Here is a 19,307-nt window from a genome sequence, read left to right on the forward strand (position 1 = left end):
GCTCTGAGCCTGCCCCACGTGGGGGCAGGCTCAGAGCATCGGCTATTGGCAGCGTAGCGGGTGGAACAGGTTGAAAAGTGGTCCGGCGCAGGGCCCGACCCAATCCGGAGGCGGCGCCCAGCCGCGCGGGGGGTACCAGTCCGGGGGTGGCGCCCAGCCGGCCGGCGGATACCAGCCGGGGGCCGGATAGCCATTGTTCCACCCGGGACCCCATTCCGGGTGATCCCAGTCACGCGGGTGCGCAGGCCCGTTACGGCCGTAGTGTCCCCAGTCGGTCGCATAACCAGTCGGTGGCGCCGTCGGTACGTTGGCCGACGCGACAGCCGGAACCGCCAGTGCGGCCATGAGTGATACTCCCGCCGCCGCGAGCGTGAGTGTCCGTAGCGGTGATCTTCGTAGCATCGATCTGCTCCCTTCATAACTAAGTGGTGCAACGCATCTCGACGCTAAGCCGCAATTATGAGAGCGCGAACAGCGCGAGCTTGAGGCCCGCTGTGAGCTTTGGCCGACGCCGTGTATGCCGCAGAAGTATCTGAGAGCCGGCTGTCGGGATCACGCGGCCGGCGGTGCCGTCACTTGATGGTGTAACCGCCGTCGACGAGCAGGTCGGCGCCGGTGATCATGGCCGCGGCATCGGACGCGAGGAACACTGCGGCGGCGGCGATTTCGTTCGGGTAGGCGAAGCGCCCGGTGGGAATGAGTTTTTTGAGCGCGTCGCCCCGCGGTCCGTCCCACGCCTTGTGGCCGAGTTCGGTGAGCACCACGGTGGGGGATATGGTGTTGACCCGCACGCCGCGGCCGCCCCATTCTGCGGCAAGCACCTTCGAGATGCCGACCACCCCGAATTTCGATGCGCAGTAGGCGATGTGCTGGTCGAGCGCCACGGTCGCGGCTTGCGAGGCCATGTTGATGATGACGCCGTGGCCCGCCGCCAACATGTGCCTGCCCACCGCCTGGCTCATGAGGAACGTGCCCTTCAGGTTGACGTCGATCGTCTTGTCCCACGCGCCCAGTTCAAGGTCCTCGGCGGGGGCGAGGATGGCTACCCCCGCACTGTTGACGAGGATGTCGATGTTGCCCAGCGCCTCGACAACCTCATCCACGGTCGCGGTCACGGATGCGGGATCGGCGACGTCGCAATGGAAGCCGCGGCTATCGTTGCCGACGGTGGCGGCCATCTCCATTGCCGCGGACTCGTTGAGGTCGACGACCGCCGCCCGGGCGCCCTTCGCGACGAACGCCGAGGCGATGGCCGCACCGATGCCGGAGGCCCCGCCGGTGATCAGTGCGGTCTTGTCGCGTAGGTTGAAGTCCAAATCAACGATCGGTTCCGGCATTTCGGTGATGTCCTTTCGGTTTTCGGGATTGACGTCAATCGAGTACGGCGGCAGCGACCTCGGTGTCGGTGACGACGGCCGACACCAGTCCGGAACGCAGCACGGCCCTGGTTGCCGCGATCTTCGCGGAACCCGTGGCGATGGCGATGACGGTCGGGATTGCCCGAAGCGCGTTCTCGCTGATTCCCATCCGACGCTCGTCGAGCCCGGGTACCCGGTTGCCATCGGCATCCAGCAACAAGGCGCACGTCTCCGCGCACACACCGGCCTCCAGGAACGCCAGCGCCTCCGATTCGGGCAATGACGGGTAAACCTGTGACGTGTCCGGTCCCCACGCGCCGATCGAAACAAGGGCGCAGCTGACCTTGTCGTGCTGGGCAAAGGTGTGCTGGATCTGTTGATTACCTGCCAGGCTCGCGGCAGTTCGGGCATCCGGCACGACCAGGGGGGCGTAAAGCGGCCATGACTTGCCGCCGGCGGCGGCGCTGATCCGTCGAGCCAGGTCGGCACCGTTGGTCGTGAGGGCTCCGGCCAATCCCGTCAGCTGCACGACGTCGCACTGCGGTAGGTCGCTGAGATACGGCGCGATGTGCGTCATCGTGCGGCCGCAGTCGACGCCGATGACATCCCCCGGGCGCACGATCGACTGCAGCAACTCGGCCATCGCCTTGGCGACCGCCTCGACCCGGTCGGCGGTGTTCGTGGCATCGGCGGCGACCGCGTACGCGTGCTGCAGGGAGTACCGCCGCTGAAGCGCAGTAGACACCTCCACGTCAATCGAGCCGGGGTCGTGGATGGTGATCTCGACCATGCCGGATTCGAGCGCTTCCTCCAGCACCCTGGCCACCTTGAACCGTGACAGTCCGAACTCCTCGGCGATCTCTACCCGCGTGCGTCCTTCGAGGTAGTAGCGGCGCGCGATCACGGCGCGCTGGAACAGCTCATCCGGCCTCACGACGCTCTCCCTCACTGCATCCCCATTGCCCGCTCATATGAGCGCTACCGCTTGACATATGAGCATAGCCCCGAGAATGATTCGCATCACAAGCAATCAGATGAGCGACGCATATCACAAACGAGCGTTGGGTAGACGGCACCCGGGAGGCGGCTGGATGCAAGGACAGGACGTCGAGTTGGTGACGCTGGCCGGCTCGGTACTGTCCCGCGAATCGGCCGCGGTTGCCGCGCTGGTGGGCACCACGGAGAAGGCCGTCATCGATGTCGCACGCCAGGTGCTGGCCGTCGGTGGCAAGGTCGTGACGACGGGGTCGGGCACCTCCGGCATCATGGCCGAGCGACTCGCTCACCTCCTGTCCGTATGTGGAACACCCGCGGTCTATCTGCCGTCGATGGATGCGCTTCACGGCGGGATGGGCGCGATCACGCGCGCCGACCTGGTGCTCGCGATCTCCAAGACCGGGCGATCCGGTGAGTTGACGGAATTGGTGCGCCGTCTCGTCGACCGCGGCGTGGAGGTGGTCGCAGTGACCGAGAATCCCGAATCGCCGTTCGCGAGCTCCGCGACCATGGTGGCGCTCCTGCCGCCGACGGCGCCCGATGCCGATCCCGGGGACATGATCGCGCTCGCCAGCACGCTGGCGGTCGGCGCGTGGGGTGACGCGCTCGCGGTGGTCACCATGGCGATGCGCGGGCTCACCCTGCGCGACGTCATCAACAGCCATCCCTCGGGCGGCGTTGGCCACCGCGGGCACCGGCCCGGGGACGAATCGGAGCCTGTGGTGCGGACATGAGCGCCAATCCTGTTGTGCTGGGCGTAGATTCGTCAACGCAATCGTGCAAGGTCGAGGTCCGTGAGCTGGTCACCGGACAGCTGCTGTCCCGAGCGTCCGCCCCGCATCCGCCTGCCTTTCCGCCGAGCAGTGAACAGGATCCGCAGGCATGGATCGCCGCCTTCGTCGACGCGGCGCGCGATGCGCTGGCCCACTGCGTCGAGACGCCCCGACTGTGCGCCATCGCGGTCGCCGCACAATGTCACGGCCTGGTACTGCTCGATGAACATGACCGGCCGCTGCGTCCCGCGAAACTGTGGAACGACACGACCGCCACGCCCAACCTGAATCGGCTGGTCGAGCGAATCGGGGCCGAGAAGTGGTTGCGGCGGATCGGTTCCACTCCCACCGCCGCCTTCACCATCGCCAAACTGGCCTGGATCGCCGACCAAGAACCGGCCGTGCTCGACCGTGCCGCGTCGATCCTGCTGCCGCATGACTTCCTGACGTTCTGGCTCAGCGGGGCGAAGGTCACCGACCGCTCCGATGCGTCGGGTACCGGGTATTTCGATTCCGTTGCAGAACAGTGGATCCCGGAATACCTCGCCTTGGCCGGCGGCAGCAGGGACTGGGCTGCATTGTTGCCGTCGGTGCTTTCACCATGCGAGGCCGCGGGCACCGTCGGTCCGGCGGCCATCGCCAGTCTCGGCCTCGACAGCGACGGCTCCGACATTGTCGTCGCGGCCGGCGGGGGTGACCAGCATGCCGCCTACCTCGGGCTCGGGCTCACCGATGGCGACCAGTACATCGGGATCGGCACCTCCGGGGTTATCGCCACCTCCTCGCGCATGCCCGTCTACGACCTCAAGGGGATGGTCGATGGTGTCTGCGACCTCACCGGCGGGTACCTGCCACTTGTCAGCACGCTCAACGCCGCGCGGGTCAGCGATGTCGCGGCACGTCTGCTCGGCACCGACCTCGCCGGGCTGGCTGAACTCGCGCTCGATGCCGGCGACACCGTGGGTCCGGTGCTGGTGCCCTTCCTCGACGGCGAACGCAAACCGGACCGGCCGCATGCGCGCGGCGCGCTGGCCGACGTCACCTCGCACACCACGCGCGCGGAACTCGCGCGCGCCTTCGTCGAGGGTCCGTTGTTGTCTCTGATGAGCGGCCGCGATCAGCTGCTCGATTGTGGGATCCGCCTCGACGGTGCCGCCGTTGCCGTGGGCGGCGGCGCACGGTCGCCGGCGACGCTGCAACTGCTCGCTGATCTGCTGGACGACGAGATCGTCGTGTTCGATGCCGATGACGCCACCGCTCGAGGGGCGTGCGTGCAGGCCGCCGCGGTCGCGAGCGGGGCTGATGTCGCCGGACTGACGGATCTGGCCAAGTCATGGCAACCCGCCGTCCGCCAACGCGTACCGGCGGCCCGGCATGGCCGCGATCTGGAGGCGCTGCGCAACAGGTGGGCGGAGTTGGCGGCGTCGCCAGTGTTGGATTCGGGAGTCGAGGCATGATCCCGAAGGCGAGCGCGAGTGAGGATCGCAGCGAGGGACGAGCGAGGACCGGAGCGAGCGGGAGTCGAGGCATGATCCCGAGGCGCCTCGCCCGGTGGCATGCCCGGTACCCAGGGCTGTTGGCAGGGTCGGTGTACGCCGTGCCGCGGGGGGAGCGCAGGCAGAGCGCCCGCGAGTTGGCCGACGCCGGCCTCGATGTGCACGTCGACGTGATGGCCGCCGACGAAGGTTATCCCGTCGGAGTGAGCGTGGAAGAACTTCGGGACATCGCCGAGTCGGTTCCACGTGTCCGCGTCGGTGTGCAACTCATCGGCTCGGAAGCTTTTGTCGACGCCGTGCTGCCCGCCGTGCTGGCGACCCGACCCGGCAAGGTGTTCCTGCCCTGGCATTCGTTCACCGGTCAACGGATTGAGGCCGTGCGCGCTGCGGGCTGCTCGCCCTGGATCGCGCTGTGGACCGAATGGGACGGCGTGGGTGTACCGCGGTGGCCCACGTCGCCCGACGGAGCGCTCGTCATGCTCCTCGAACCCGGGACGGCGGGGACCTGCCTGCCGGATCGGATCGCGATCGCAGCCGCCTGCGCTGCCGAGCTGCCGGTCATCGTCGACGGCGGCGTCACCGAAGAAGTTGCGCCGCTGTGTGTTGCGGCCGGCGTTCAATCCATGGTCGTCGGGCGCGCCCTGCTCGCCCCAGCGAAAGGAAATGTGAAGTGACCGCAACGATGGACCCTGCGCCCAGCACCATGCGGGCGAGTGTGATGACGGGCGTCCGCACACTGCGGATCGAAGACCGGCCGGTGCCCGTCCCCGGCGCCCACCAAGTGCTCGTCGAAGTTGCCGCCGTCGGGGTCTGCGGTTCAGACGTCCACTACTACCAGCACGGGCGGATCGGGGACTTCGTCGTCGATGCACCCATGATCCTCGGGCACGAACTGTCCGGGCGGATCGCCGCGGTCGGCGCCGAAGTGGACCCGCAACGGGTCGGTCAGCGTGTCGCGGTGGAGCCTCAGCATCCGTGCCGCCGGTGCAAGCAGTGCAAGGCCGGTCGCTACAACCTCTGTCCGGACATGGAGTTCTATGCCACGCCGCCGATCGACGGTGCGTTCTGCCGGTACGTGCTCACCGACGACGACATGGCGCATCCCGTGCCGGATTCGATGTCCGATGAGGCCGCCGCGCTGCTCGAACCGCTGTCGGTGGCGATCGCCACGATGCGCAAGGCGCACGTGGTGCCCGGCTCGTCCCTTCTGATCGCAGGCGCTGGACCGATCGGGGTGATCTGCGCTCAAGCCGCGCGGGCGTTCGGAGCCGCGCGGATCGTCGTATCGGACCCCATGCCTGCCCGCCGCGAGCGGGTGCTGCAGTTCGGCGCCACCGAGGTGCTCGATCCGGCGGCCGTGGACGTCGCCGCGCTCGATCCCCCGGTCGACGCTTTCGTGGACGCCAGTGGTGCGGCCCCCGCAGTTGTCAGTGGCATCAAGGCCGTCGGCCCCGCTGGACACGTCGTGCTGGTCGGCATGGGCTCGGGCGACTTTCCATTGCCGATCAGTCATATCCAGAACCTGGAGATCAGCGTGACCGGCGTCTTCCGTTACACCGACACGTGGCCCGCGGCGATCCACTTGGTGTCCAGCGGTGCCGTCGACCTCGACGGGATAGTGACCGGTCGGTACGACCTGGAGCACGTTGGTGAGGCTCTCGACAGCGATTCCGAACCGGCCAGCCTCAAGTCGATCGTGGTGCCCTCGTGAGTCAGCCGCTGCTCGAATGCACCGACATCCGAAAGGGTTTCGGCGGTGTGCCGGTGCTCACGGGCATCTCGCTGGTACTTGAACCGGGCACCGTCACCGCGCTGGCGGGCGAGAACGGCGCGGGCAAGTCCACGCTGATGAAGATCGTCAGCGGACAGTACACCGCCGACCATGGCACAGTTTCGGTGCAGGGCGCCCACCTGACACCCGGCAACACTCACGACGCCGTCAAGCACGGCGTGGCGATCGTGCCGCAGGAGCTGGCCTCCATCGAGGACATGACCGTCTACGAGAACCTCTTCGTCGGCCGCGAGATTCGCCGCGGACCCTTCCTGAACCGTCGCGCCATGATCGACGAGGCCCGAAAGACCCTCGCCGTCTTCGATGTCGCGATCTCGCCGACCGCCCGAATGGGCAGCCTGCCGGTCGGACTGCGCCAGATCGTCGAGATCGTCAAGGCGGCGCGGACGGGTGCGCAGGTCGTCATGCTGGACGAACCCACCTCCGCGATCTCCGAGCGGGAGGTCGAAGGGCTGTACAAGGTCGTCCGGCAGCTCCGTGAGCGCGGTGTCGCCATGGTCTACACGACCCACAAGATGGCCGAGATCCGTGCTGTTGCCGACCGGGTCGTGGTGCTGCGGGACGGCGGACTGATTCTCGACAAACCCATCGCGGACGTATCCGACGACGACATCGTCACCGCAATGATCGGCCGAGAACTCGATGCGCTGTTCCCCGAGCGTCCGGCACCGGGTGCCGACACCGTCCTCGAGGTCCGCGACCTTCACGTCGCGGGCGCCACCGGACCCGTCTCGTTCACCGTCAAGGCAGGCGAGATCGTCGGCCTGGCCGGACTCGTGGGAGCGGGACGAACCGAACTGCTCGAGGCGATCTTCGGCGCCCGCAGCTCCACGGCCGGCGACATCCTGGTCCGCGGACGCACGGTCAAGCGCAATCGACCCGCCGCGGCGATCACCGCAGGCATGGCGATGGTGCCCGAGGACCGCAAGCTGTCCGGCGTCGTGTTGTCGATGAGCGTGCTGGACAACGGCTCACTGCCCCGGCTGTCCTCGTTATCCCTGGCCGGCTGGCTTCGGGGCAAGGCGCGCACCAAGGCGGTCTCCGACGTGATGACCTCGGTTCGCCTGCGCAGCCGCGGGCTGGGCCAGGAGGTCGGCACCCTGTCCGGCGGCAACCAACAGAAGGTGGTGCTGGCCCGCTGGCTCACCGGAGACGTGAACGTATTGTTGCTCGACGAGCCGACCCGCGGTGTCGATGTCGGGGCCCGCAGCGAGATTTACCGCATTGTCACGGAATTCGCGTCCCAAGGCATGGCGGTGCTGATGGCATCGTCGGATATGCCGGAGATCGTCGGGCTGTCCCACCGGGCCTTCGTCATGCGCGGCGGCACGCTGGTGGGCGAGCTCGACCGCGACGCGCTCGACCATCCCGAGGTTCAGGAGTCGGTCTTCCGACTGGCCACCGCTCTGGACGCCAAGAACACTGACACCACCGAGGAGAAAGCCTCATGACCACCCAACTCGACGCAGACGGCAAGCCGCCGGAAACGGCGACGACCCACACCGTCGCCTCCGCGACCACTGGCGAGCCCGTCAAACTGTTCTCCCGGCAGTGGTTTTCGGGCATTCTCCTGCGCTACTCGATGGTGATCGTGGTGCTGCTGGTGATCGCCTACTTCAGCTACCGCAGCGCACGATTCTCCACACCCGACAACCTGATCACCATCCTGGTGGCCGCGGCGCCGTTCGCACTGATCGCACTCGGCCAGACGTTGGTCATCCTCACCGGCGGCATCGATCTTTCGGTCGGCAGTGTGATCGCCGTGTCGGCGATGGCAGCCGCGGCAACTGCCAAGGCCAACCCCGGACAGGTCTGGATGACGGTGCTCGTCGCCATGGTGGTCGGCCTGGCCGTCGGGTCCCTCAACGGAATCCTGGTGTCGCGCATAAACGTTCCACCGTTCATCGCGACGCTGGGAACCCTCACCGCAGGTTCCGGCATGGCATATGTGATCGGCGGGGGCGCACCGATCAACGGGCTGCCCGCCGAGTTCGGCTCGATCGCCAACACCAAGATCCTCGGTCTCCAGATCCCGGTGCTGCTCATGATCGTCGGCATCATCGCGTTGGCGATCATCATGAAGCGCACCACCTACGGCATGCGGGTCTATGCCGTGGGCGGCAATCGCAGCGCCGCGGAAATCGCCGGTATCAACGCCAAGAACGTGCTGTTCAGCGTGTACGCGATCTCGGGACTGCTAGCGGGAATCTCCGGGGTGATGCTGGCATCTCGCGTCATCTCCGGCCCACCCAACCTGGGGCAGGGTTACGAACTCGACGCCATCGCCGCGGTCGTGATCGGCGGCGCGAGCCTGATGGGCGGACGCGGCACCGTCTGGGGAACGGCTTTGGGCCTGTTCATGATCATGACCCTGAACAACGGTTTGGACATCCTCGTCGTGCCCGCGTACTGGCAGGACGTCATCAAGGGCGTGCTCATCGTCGCGGCGGTGGCCGTCGACGTGTGGTCTTCCAGGAGGCGCATCTGAGCAAGTCCAAGCGCTGCAGCATATTCCACAGTCGAAATAGGTCACTGCAAGAGAAATGAGTTTACCAATGAAAACTCCCATCAAGATCGCGGCCATCGCCTCGGCAGGCGTGCTCGGCCTCGGCCTCACTGCCTGCGGCGCGGGCGACACCTCGGCCAACAAGGACACCAAGCGGATCGGCGTCTCGGTGTACGACATGAGCTCCTTCATCACTGCGGGCAAGGAGGGCATGGATCAATACGCCAAGGACAACAACATCGAACTGGTCTGGAACTCGGCCAATCTCGACGTGTCCACTCAGGCCAACCAGGTGGACTCGATGATCAACCAGGGCGTCGACGCCATCATCGTCGTGCCGGTGCAGGCGGATTCGCTGGGCCCGCAGGTCGCATCGGCAAAAGCCAAGGGAATTCCGCTGGTTCCGGTCAATGCGGCGCTGAACAACAAGGACGTCGCAGGCAACGTGCAACCCGACGATGTCGCCGCGGGCGAGCAGGAGATGCAGATGATGGCCGACCACCTCTCGGCGGCAAAGGCAACATCGTGATCCTGCAGGGCCCGCTGGGGCAGTCGGGTGAAATCGACCGCACCAAGGGAATCGAGCAGGTCCTTGCCAAGTACCCCGACATCAAGGTGCTGGCCAAGGACACCGCCAACTGGAAGCGCGACGAGGCCGTCAACAAGATGAAGAACTGGATCTCGGGCTTCGGACCCCAGATCAACGCGGTGGTGTCGGAGAACGACGACATGGGACTCGGGGCGCTGCAGGCACTGAAGGAATCCAGCCGCACGGATGTGCCGATCGTCGGGATCGACGGTATCGAGGACGGCCTCAACGCGGTCAAGAGCGGTGAGTTCATCGGTACCTCATTGCAGAACGGCACCGTGGAGCTGTCCGCAGGCCTGGCCGTTGCCAACGCGCTGGCCAAGAAGGAACAGGTCAACACCGAACCCGTTTACATCATGCCAGCCATCACCAAGGACAACGTCGACGTAGCGATCCAGCATGTGGTGACCGACCGCAAGAAGTTCTTGGACGGGCTCAGCGAGCTGACCGCGCAGAACCTCAAGACCGGCGACATCGCCTACGAAGGCATCCCCGGCCAGAAGCAGCCGTAAAGCGTTAGTGCACAACAGGGCCGGTCATCTCGGTGACCGGCCTTTGTTGTCGACTCTAGGAGCCGCGATTGCCGGCGAAGGTCTGCTCGAGCTGGCTCCGTGACCTGATGCCGAGCTTGGCGAACACCTTGCTCAGGTGGTATTGAACGGTTTTGGCGCTGATGAAGAGCCGGGCGCCGATGTCAGGGTTGGTCAAGCCTTCGGCGGCCAATCGCGCGATCTGTTCTTCCTGCGACGTGAGTGGCGGACCGGTCGGCCCGGTTGCGCGGGGGCGGGCACTCTCCCCGGTGGCTCGACGTTCTCGCCGGGCCCTGTCGGCGAACGCCTTCATTCCCATTGCATCGAACGAATCCTGCGCGATATGCAGCTGGGTCCGTGCGTCGGTCCGGCGCCGCTGCCTGCGCAGCCACTCCCCGAACAGCAGATGGGTACGGGCAAGTTCGACGCGCATCCGCGTACGACCGAGCCGCTCGATGGCGTCCCGATACAGTGGCTCGGCGTCGGCTCCCTCGCTCAGTAACGCCTGTGATCGCGCTTCGACACCGAGCGCCCAATCGGTGCCGCTGGCACTCGTCATCTCACAGAGCTCCGCGACGGCGCCGGCCGCGATATCGGAGGCCCCACTACGCGCGGCGGCTTCGATGAGCTCGAGTGCAGACCAGGCGGAAAGGGCGAGATCCGGCTGCTGGACAGTGCGTTGGGCTGGGGTCAGCGCGGCCTGATGGTCGCCCACACCGTTGTTCAGGACCGCCTCCGCCCACTCGGCGACGCTCAGCCACATCCCCTCACCGCGGCGCATGACACCTTGGTGGGTTGCCTCGATCAACGCCGACGCCTGATCCCGATTGCCGCGGACCGCGGCAAGGCTCATCGCGGGATCGGTCGCGAGGCTGTCGCCGGTCGCTTCTGTCACCGTCTTCAGTTCCTGGTGGAGGGCGCCGGCTGCGGTGAGGTCACCGGCGAACGTGAGCATGATCGCACGAGAACTCAGTGCCAGCGGCAGCTCGGCCAGCGCGCCTGCCGAACGGCCGAGCTCGACATGACGACTCGAGATCGCGTCCCAGCTGTCGTCATCCCAGACGTGTAAAGCGGCGATTCCGGCCAACCACAGAAACCGCTGCTCTTCGCCCGTCACCTCGCCGCGGGCCATGCTGACGGCGCGGCGCAACATCGGTAGGCCGGCGGCGTACCCGTCTGTGAAGTTCGCCGCAAATCCGTCGAGGAGAAGGTCAGAGAGAGTCGGATTCGACGGCCGCGGCGACATCTTCGCCGCACGTGCCACATCCACGATGCCGCCACCGACCGCCAAGCGACCCGCGAATATCGCCGCCTGTAGAGCGTGCACGTAGGTCGCGCGGGCCAGCGCGACGTTGATCGACTCCAGCCGCTCGGCGGCCTTCACCAACAACGGCGGGGCTTCGCTGCCCCGGCCTGTGACGAATGCGAGTTGGGCCCGCAAAAGGTCGGCGCGGGCATGTTGAAAATCGCTGAGCGGGCCGCTTTCAGCCGCCTTCAGCAGGTCCACCGCAGCGTCGAACGCACCCGCATCCACATTGGCCGACGCTGCGGCCAGCGCCCGTTCAGCCCGCCGGCCCTGATCCAATGTGAACACGGTCGCTCGCTCGAGGAACGCGGCGGCTGCAGCCAGACCCCCACGAGCCTGTGCACGGGCCGCCGAACGCTCGAGTTCGGCGGCGACGTCTTCGTCGGGACCGTCGGTTGCCTGGGCCCGGTGCCACGCACGCCGGTCAGGATCGATCTGTGGATCGGTAGCCGCCGCCAGCGCTTGGTGCACCGCGTACCTGTCCCGAACGGACGCAGATCGATAGACGGCTGAACGCACCAGCGGATGGCGAAATCGCACGCGGGCACCGAAAAACGCCAGGCCCGCTTCGACTGCCGGCGCAGTCGCGTCACCTCCAATGTCGAACCGTGCGGCGGCTCGCCACAAGAGCGCCGAATCACCCAGCGGCTCGGCCGCCGCCAGCAGCAGCAGGCGGCGAGTCGTCTCAGGCAGTGCCTGCACGTCGCGCATGAAGCTAGCTTCAACCGCGGCTGACAACTGCGCGGTCCCCGGAAGTCCGAACCCACCGGCAAATTCATGCGCACTCGAACCGCGAGTCAACTCCAGCAACGCCAACGGATTTCCGCCCGTCTCGGCGATGATGCGGTCGCGGACCTGATCATCGAGAGGCGCGGCCAGCGTGGAGTCCAGAAACGCCCTGGCATCAGGTTCGCGCAGGCCACCGACCGCCATCTCAGACAGCGTCGCCAGGTCCGGATGGGGAACCCGGGTCGCAAAGACCATGCCCGCCGCTTCGGCGCCGAGGCGGCGTGCGACGAAGGAGAGAGTCTGCGCCGAGCCGCGATCCAGCCATTGCAGGTCATCGATCAAGCAGAGCAGGGGCTGATCGGCCACGTCGGCGAACAGGCTCAACACTGCCAACCCGATCAGGAACCGATCCGGCGGCGGGCCCGGACTCAGGCCGAACGCCGTCTCGAGAGCGGCACGTTGCGGGGGCGGAAGACGGCCGAGTCGATCCAGCATGGGCACGCACAACTGCTGCAGAGCCGCGTATGCCAATTCCATCTCGGACTCGACACCGGCGGCACGGACCAGTCGGCAGTCCGAGGCCTCACTCGCCAGGTAGTCCATCAACGCCGACTTGCCGATGCCCGGATCGCCATGGATCACCATCACCCGACTCTGACCCGACCGCAAATCCCGCAGCACACCATCCAGTTGGCTGCGTTCTGCCCGGCGGTTGATCAGCTCCATCGCAATAGATAGTTCCAAATCCGCCACCGCTCTACATGCAGTTCTGCTCGCACGGCGGCTCATCGGGCAATGGTTGCCATCCGCCAATGGCATTCAACTCGACAGGCTCGGGGCTTCAGCACGCGCCCGGCTGGCGGTCATCGAGGCGCTCGGCGCCGGCGCGCGGTGGGCACCGCACTCTGGCCCGGCGTCCAGGCGGTCACATGCGATGAGGTCGCTCGCAGCGGCACCAATACGGTGTGAGCCCTGGCCGACGCCCGGCCCGTCTTATACCCTTTCGGTGGCGGCACAATTTGTCGCAGGCCTACCGCACGGCGCCTCTTCGCGGCGATCGCACAGTGCTACCCAGATCAGGGACCGGGCACCGGGCCAGGACCGTCGCGCACGGTTCTGAGTGAAGTCGCTACGCCGAACATCGGATCGGTTCTTGGCATGCGTCGCGGTGGAGGTGCCGCTCGAAAGGAGCCGGATGGAGGCCCGGGTCGGGACGTACGGATGGCCATCGCCGCGGGTTGAGGACTGGACGCCCACCCGAGAGACCCTGCACATGTGGGCGCAGATCGTCGGTAAGATTCGCCTGGCCCACATGCCGTTGATCAACCACTGGTGGCAGGTGACGTTGTACGTCAGCCCGCGCGGCTTGACTACGGGCGCCATCCCATACGGCACTGCGATGTTCGACATAGAGTTCAACTTCGTCGACCATGTGCTGGCGATCCGTCACAGCGACGGAAGCGAGCGTTCGGTGCCACTGGCGCCTAAATCGGTGGCCCAATTCTACGGCGAAACGCTCTCTACGCTGGACAGTTTGGGCATCGCATCGCGCATCGTCGCGCACCCGAACGAGGTTCACGCCGCCATTCGGTTCGCTGAGGACTATCAGCATGCCGATTACGACCCCGACGCTGCACGCATGTTCTGGCAGCAGCTGGTGCAGGCCAATCGTGTCATCGGTGAATTTCGCGCCTCATTTGTCGGCAAGGTCAGTCCTGTGCATTTCTTCTGGGGCGCTATGGATTTGGCCTGCACCCGATTTTCGGGACGGCCGGCGCCCGAGCACGCGGGCGGCGCACCCAACTGCCCGGACTGGGTGATGACCGAGGGTTACTCCCGTGAGCTCAGCAGCTGTGGCTTCTGGCCCGGCGGTGGCGAAGAAGGCGCCTTCTACGCCTACGCATATCCCGAGCCGGAGGGCTTCGCGGACTGTGCGGTAGGGCCTGATGCTGCCTTCTACAGCGACGAGTACAAGCAGTTCCTCCTGCCGTACGAGGCCGTGCGCACCGCCGACAATCCAGATCAGACGCTTTCGCAGTTCCTGCACAGCACGTACGCCGCGGCGGCGGACCGCGGTGGCTGGGACCGCGCCGCACTCGAAGACGATCCGCACCGGCTGTCCGCCAACGTAATTGCCCGGCGCCTCACATGACTGGTAGGCCGATTCTGGTACTAGGAGCGACGGGGGGACAGGGCGGCGCGGTGACCGACGCGCTGCTCACCCGTGGGGCGGCGGTGCGGGCCATGGTGCGCCGGCCTGAGGCGCTCTCGGCCCGCCGCCTTGGTGAGCGTGGTGTTCACCTCGTTGCGGGTTCGTTTGACGACCTCGCGGCGCTGAGCACGGCGATGCGTGGTGTCGATGCAGTGTTTGCCGTCACCACTCCGTTCGAGAGCGGGGTTGATGCCGAGGTGACCCAGGGCCGCGCCATCCTGGGCGCAGCAGTCGGCGCGCGCGTCCCGCACCTGGTGCTCAGCTCTGTGGCCAGCGCCGACCAGCACACCGGGGTGCCGCATTTCGAGAGCAAGGCGATCATCGAACAGGAGCTGATCTCGAGTGGTTTGCCGTACACAATCACCGCGCCCACTTACTTCTTCGACAACGCGCTCGGGGGCATGGACGGTATCGATGCCGGAGTTCTCGAGCTACCCCTGCCGCCCGACCGCCCCCTGCAACAGTTGGCCCGCTCGGATCTGGGTGCTTTCGTCGCGAAGGTGTTGCTGGAGCCGAAACCATTTGTAAGGCAGCGCATCGAACTCGCCGGCGACTCCGTGACGCCGCGGCAGATGAGCGCGGTCCTCAGTACAGCGCTGGGTCGACCAGTGCGACACGAACAGACACCGCTCGAGTCGATCCGCAATCCGGATATGCATGCGATGTGGCAGTTCCTCAACGGCCCCGGATACCGTGTCGGGGTCGACGTCCTTCGCGCGCAGAACCCGGATATCGCATGGACCTCGTTCGCCGACTGGGTGCAGCAGACCTTCGAACCGGCCACCAGGACAACCTGATGACGCTGCTATGCGAAAGGCGTGCACTGGTAACCGGCGGGTCGCGCGGAATCGGTGCGGCGATCGTGCAGCGGTTGGCAGCGGACGGTGCCCGAGTGGCGTTCACGTACGCCGCATCGGCTGGCCCGGCCGACGAACTGCGATCGGACATCTTGGCGCAGGGCGGTATGGCGGTGGCGATCAAGGCCGACAGCGCCGACACGCGCCAGGTCATCGCGGCCGTTGATGAAACAGTGTCGCAATTCGGCGGACTGGACATCCTCGTGAACAACGCCGGGATGGCCACCTCCGGTTCGGTCGAGTCTTTTCCGCCGGAGCGGTTCGAACGGATGCTCGCGATCAACGTTCGCGCCGTCTTCACCGCGATTCAGCGTGCGATACCTCACCTAGCTAGCGGTGGGCGGATCATCACGATTGGTAGCATCTTTGCCGACCACGTCCCGCGGCCCGGCAGCGCTGTCTACGCGATGACGAAGGCCGCCGTCGCCGGATTGACACGCGGATTAGCGCGCGAGCTGGGGCCGCGCGGGATCACCGTCAACGTGATCCAGCCAGGCCCGACCGCAACCGATGCCAACCCCGAGGCGGGTGAATTTGCCGATGCGATGCGTGAACGCATCGCCGTCGCCCACTACGGCCGGCCGGCTGACATCGCCAGTGCAGTCGCCTACCTCGCGAGCCCAGAAGCAGGCTTCATCACGGGCATCAGCTGGAATGTCGACGGCGGATTCGCCGCCTGACCTGACGGAGCGGGCCGGAAATCAAGCTCAGACTGAAACTGCCGCGGCGGGCACTTTCCCGGTACCAAATCGGTGAACTCACCCGGAGGGTGGCTCTCAGGGCTTCGACCAGGGCACGGGGGAGTCGCCTGCTTGAGCTGCCGACGACTAACAGACGGCAAACATCGGCACGCCCGCTGACCGGCTGGAGGCACATAGTGGCCTCTGAACTGCGGTGATGTAAGTGCCCCCGGCAGGATTCGAACCTGCGGCCTTCTGCTCCGGAGGCAGACGCTCTATCCCCTGAGCTACGGGGGCGCAACAGCGGAAACTCTGCGCCAGTCGGGCTTCGACAGCCTAACGCATCCGGGTAACGGGCCTGGCAACCGGAATGGATTCGGGGCCTGACCACCTCAGACCATAGGATGGATCCTCGTGACACCCGCCGACCTGGCCGACCTGCTCAAGAACACCGCAGCCGTGGTGCTCGCCGAGCATGGGCTGGATACGGCGGCACTGCCGGCGACAGCCACCGTCGAGCGTCCGCGCAATCCCGAGCACGGCGATTACGCGACCAACCTGGCCCTCCAGCTGGGCAAGAAGGTCGGCGCCAACCCGCGCGAGCTGGCCGGTTGGCTGGCTGCCGCGCTGGCCGAGGCCGACGGTATCGCCTCCGCCGACGTCGCCGGTCCGGGCTTCGTCAACCTGCGCATCGAGGCCTCCGCACAGGGCGTCATCGTCAACAACGCCCTCGACGGCGGCGCGGGATACGGCAGCTCCGCTGCGCTCGAGGGCCAACACATCAACCTCGAATTCGTCTCGGCCAACCCGACCGGTCCCATCCACATCGGCGGCACGCGCTGGGCCGCTGTCGGCGACGCGCTGGGCCGGCTGCTCTCGACGCAGGGCGCCGTCGTCGTCCGGGAGTACTACTTCAACGACCACGGCGCCCAGATCGACCGGTTCACCAATTCGTTGATCTCCGCAGCCAAGGGCCAGCCCACCCCCGAGGACGGTTACGCCGGCGACTACATCAAAGACATCGCCGCGCAGGTGCTGGCGAAAGACCCCCGTGCCCTGAGCCTGCCCGACGACGAAATGCGCGAGACTTTCCGCGCGATCGGCGTCGACCTGATGTTCACCCACATCAAGCAGTCGCTGCACGACTTCGGCACCGATTTCGACGTCTACACGCACGAAGACTCGATGCACAGTTCAGGCCGGGTCGAACACGCCATCGACAAGCTTCGGCAGGCCGGCAGCATCTACGAGGACGATGGCGCAGTATGGTTGCGCACTACCGACTTTGGCGATGACAAAGACCGTGTCGTCATCAAGAGTGACGGCCAGCCCGCGTACGTCGCCGCGGACATCGCGTACTACCTGGACAAGCGTGAGCGCGGATTCGATCTGTGCATCTACATGCTCGGCGCCGACCACCACGGCTACATCGCCCGGCTCAAGGCCGTCGCATCGGCGCTCGGTGAGGATCCCGCCACCGTCGAGGTCCTCATCGGGCAGATGGTCAACCTGGTCCGCAATGGTCAGCCCATGCGGATGAGCAAGCGCGCAGGCACCGTGATCACTCTCGACGACCTCGTCGAGGCGATCGGCGTCGACGCCGCCCGGTACTCGCTGATCCGGTCATCGGTGGACTCACCCATCGACATCGATCTTGAGCTGTGGTCGTCGGCGTCGAACGAAAACCCGGTCTACTACGTGCAATACGCACACGCCCGGCTATCGGCCCTGGCCCGTAACGCCGCTGAGCTGGGGCTTGTGCCCAGCGCGGAGCACCCCGAACTCCTCACGCACGAGAAGGAAGGCGAGCTGATCCGCAACATCGGCGAGTTTCCGCGCGTGCTCAAAACGGCTGCGACGCTGCGTGAACCGCATCGCGTGTCTCGCTACCTGGAAGATCTGGCCGGTGATTACCATCGGTTCTACGACTCGTGCCGCGTGCTGCCCCAGGGCGATGAAACACCCAACGATCTGCACGCCGCGCGTCTTGCGCTGTGTGTGGCCACCCGGCAGGTCATCGCGAACGGTCTGGGCATCCTCGGCGTCAGCGCCCCGGAGCGGATGTGAACGCGCACCCCGCCGGGCCCAGGCATGCCGAGGAGATTCACCACGGCGGCGCCCCACCGCGCCCGCGGACGGCTGCCGAGGTGCTCGGGTTGGCTCCGAACGTCTGGCCACGCAATACCGTTCGTCAGGACGACGGGGTGGTGTCGATCGGCGGAGTGCGGCTCACCGACATCGCCGAGGAATTCGGCACACCGGTGTTCGTGATCGACGAGGACGATTTCCGCACCCGGTGCCGGGAGATCGCCGCGGCATTCGGCGGGGGCGAGTTCGTGCGTTACGCCGCCAAGGCGTTCCTGTGCTCGGAAGTTGCGCGCTGGATCAACGAAGAAGCTCTCTCGCTGGACGTGGCCAGCGGCGGTGAGTTGGCCGTCGCGCTGCACGGAGGCTTCCCTGCCGAGCGAATCGCCTTGCACGGCAACAATAAATCCGTGGATGAGCTGACCATGGCCGTCAAGAGCGGCGTCGGCCACGTCGTGCTCGACTCGATGATCGAGATCGACCGCCTCGACGAGATCGCGGGTGCGGCGGGCGTGGTCCAGGACGTGCTGGTGCGCGTCACCGTCGGCGTCGAGGCCCACACCCACGAGTTCATCTCCACCGCGCACGAGGACCAGAAGTTCGGGCTTTCGCTGGCCAGCGGTGCCGCGATGACCGCCGTTCGGCGAGTCTTCGAAACCGACAACCTCCGGTTGGTCGGCCTGCACAGCCACATCGGATCACAGATCTTCGACGTGGCCGGCTTCGAACTGGCCGCGCACCGGGTGATCGGGCTGCTGCGCGACGTCGTCGCCGAGTTCGGCGTCGACAAGACGTCGCAGATCGCCACGGTGGACCTCGGTGGCGGACTGGGCATTTCGTACCTACCCTCCGATGACCCACCGCCGGTGGAAGACCTTGCGGCCAAGCTCGAGGCGATCGTTCGCAGCGAATCGGCCGCGGTCGGTCTGCCCGCGCCGCGACTTGTGGTCGAGCCCGGACGGGCGATAGCGGGCCCCGGCACCATCACCCTGTACCAGGTCGGCACGGTCAAGGATGTGGCCATCGGCCAGATCGCGAAGCGCCGGTACGTGAGTGTGGACGGCGGCATGAGCGACAACATTCGCACCTCGCTCTACGGCGCCGAGTACGACGTCCGACTGCTCTCCCGCGCCAGCGAGGCGCCGCCGGTGCTGTCGCGCATCGTCGGAAAGCATTGTGAGAGCGGCGATATCGTAGTCCGAGACACTTGGGTGCCGGATGATGTGGCACCTGGTGATCTGCTCGGCGTCGCGGCGACGGGCGCCTATTGCTACTCCATGTCGAGCCGCTACAACCTGATCGGCCGCCCAGCAGTGGTGGCCGTGCGCGGCGGGCAGGTCCGCCTGATCCTGCGCCGGGAGACGGTCGACGATCTGCTCAGTCTGGAAGTGAGGTAAG

General features: G+C 66.4%; 15 protein-coding genes, 1 tRNA gene and 1 pseudogene. 12 read left to right on the forward strand and 5 right to left on the reverse strand.

The window, feature by feature from the left end; all coding sequences use genetic code 11:
- Positions 1-42: 42 nt before the first annotated feature.
- The 3 genes from ACVWWN_RS15345 to ACVWWN_RS15355 form a co-directional block, all read right to left on the reverse strand.
- Positions 43-402, reverse strand: a complete 360-nt coding sequence (locus ACVWWN_RS15345; protein WP_457144666.1) for a hypothetical protein — start codon at positions 400-402, stop codon at positions 43-45.
- 170 nt (positions 403-572) lie between these two features.
- Entirely contained in the window at positions 573-1,346 is a 774-nt protein-coding gene (locus ACVWWN_RS15350; RefSeq protein WP_457149143.1) for an SDR family oxidoreductase, read from the reverse strand.
- A 25-nt stretch (positions 1,347-1,371) separates the two neighbouring features.
- Entirely contained in the window at positions 1,372-2,292 is a 921-nt protein-coding gene (locus ACVWWN_RS15355; RefSeq protein ID WP_457144667.1) for a sugar-binding transcriptional regulator, read from the reverse strand.
- A gap of 157 nt (positions 2,293-2,449) precedes the next feature.
- On the opposite strand from ACVWWN_RS15355, the gene ACVWWN_RS15360 reads away from it, so the two are divergent.
- From ACVWWN_RS15360 to ACVWWN_RS15390, 7 genes and pseudogenes are all read left to right on the forward strand, one after another.
- On the forward strand, positions 2,450-3,088 hold the full coding sequence (locus ACVWWN_RS15360) for an SIS domain-containing protein (RefSeq protein WP_457144668.1): 639 nt from the start codon (positions 2,450-2,452) through the stop codon (positions 3,086-3,088).
- Positions 3,085-4,584 (forward strand): FGGY family carbohydrate kinase, encoded by a 1,500-nt coding sequence (locus ACVWWN_RS15365; RefSeq protein WP_457144669.1) that lies wholly within the window; start codon positions 3,085-3,087, stop codon positions 4,582-4,584. Before ACVWWN_RS15360 ends, ACVWWN_RS15365 begins: the two co-directional genes overlap by 4 nt.
- A gap of 71 nt (positions 4,585-4,655) precedes the next feature.
- Positions 4,656-5,297 (forward strand): ribulose phosphate epimerase, encoded by a 642-nt coding sequence (locus ACVWWN_RS15370; protein ID WP_457144670.1) that lies wholly within the window; start codon positions 4,656-4,658, stop codon positions 5,295-5,297.
- A gap of 8 nt (positions 5,298-5,305) precedes the next feature.
- Positions 5,306-6,334, forward strand: a complete 1,029-nt coding sequence (locus ACVWWN_RS15375) for an NAD(P)-dependent alcohol dehydrogenase (protein WP_457149144.1) — start codon at positions 5,306-5,308, stop codon at positions 6,332-6,334.
- Positions 6,331-7,866, forward strand: coding sequence for a sugar ABC transporter ATP-binding protein (locus ACVWWN_RS15380; RefSeq protein WP_457144671.1), 1,536 nt, complete (start codon positions 6,331-6,333; stop codon positions 7,864-7,866). The genes ACVWWN_RS15375 and ACVWWN_RS15380 overlap by 4 nt, the downstream gene beginning before the upstream one ends.
- On the forward strand, positions 7,863-8,903 hold the full coding sequence (locus tag ACVWWN_RS15385; protein WP_457144672.1) for an ABC transporter permease: 1,041 nt from the start codon (positions 7,863-7,865) through the stop codon (positions 8,901-8,903). Before ACVWWN_RS15380 ends, ACVWWN_RS15385 begins: the two co-directional genes overlap by 4 nt.
- A gap of 67 nt (positions 8,904-8,970) precedes the next feature.
- Positions 8,971-10,022: pseudogene (locus ACVWWN_RS15390) on the forward strand (substrate-binding domain-containing protein).
- A gap of 55 nt (positions 10,023-10,077) precedes the next feature.
- Here ACVWWN_RS15390 and ACVWWN_RS15395 read toward each other — a convergent pair.
- Positions 10,078-12,801 carry an AAA family ATPase gene (locus tag ACVWWN_RS15395; protein ID WP_457144673.1) on the reverse strand — a complete coding sequence of 908 codons (2,724 nt, stop codon included), beginning with the start codon at positions 12,799-12,801 and terminating at the stop codon, positions 10,078-10,080.
- A 469-nt stretch (positions 12,802-13,270) separates the two neighbouring features.
- Between ACVWWN_RS15395 and ACVWWN_RS15400 the strand changes: the two genes are divergently transcribed.
- Genes ACVWWN_RS15400 through ACVWWN_RS15410 form a run of 3 tightly spaced genes read left to right on the forward strand, consistent with a single transcriptional unit; the run spans position 13,271 to position 15,824 of the window.
- Positions 13,271-14,227 carry a DUF5996 family protein gene (locus tag ACVWWN_RS15400; protein WP_457144674.1) on the forward strand — a complete coding sequence of 319 codons (957 nt, stop codon included), beginning with the start codon at positions 13,271-13,273 and terminating at the stop codon, positions 14,225-14,227.
- Positions 14,224-15,084: an NmrA/HSCARG family protein gene (locus ACVWWN_RS15405; RefSeq protein ID WP_457144675.1), complete on the forward strand. Its 861-nt coding sequence runs from the start codon at positions 14,224-14,226 to the stop codon at positions 15,082-15,084. The genes ACVWWN_RS15400 and ACVWWN_RS15405 overlap by 4 nt, the downstream gene beginning before the upstream one ends.
- Positions 15,084-15,824 carry a 3-oxoacyl-ACP reductase family protein gene (locus ACVWWN_RS15410; RefSeq protein WP_457144676.1) on the forward strand — a complete coding sequence of 247 codons (741 nt, stop codon included), beginning with the start codon at positions 15,084-15,086 and terminating at the stop codon, positions 15,822-15,824. Before ACVWWN_RS15405 ends, ACVWWN_RS15410 begins: the two co-directional genes overlap by 1 nt.
- A gap of 224 nt (positions 15,825-16,048) precedes the next feature.
- Here the strand turns inward: ACVWWN_RS15410 and ACVWWN_RS15415 are convergent.
- Positions 16,049-16,121 (reverse strand) — tRNA-Arg (locus ACVWWN_RS15415).
- Positions 16,122-16,238: 117 nt separating this feature from the next.
- Here ACVWWN_RS15415 and argS point away from each other — a divergent pair.
- A complete protein-coding gene (gene argS / locus ACVWWN_RS15420; protein ID WP_457144677.1) occupies positions 16,239-17,891 on the forward strand; it encodes an arginine--tRNA ligase in 1,653 nt (550 codons plus the stop codon).
- 35 nt (positions 17,892-17,926) lie between these two features.
- Entirely contained in the window at positions 17,927-19,306 is a 1,380-nt protein-coding gene (gene lysA / locus ACVWWN_RS15425; protein ID WP_457149145.1) for a diaminopimelate decarboxylase, read from the forward strand.
- Position 19,307: the final 1 nt, after the last annotated feature.

The organism is Mycobacterium sp. URHB0021, from assembly GCF_054057895.1.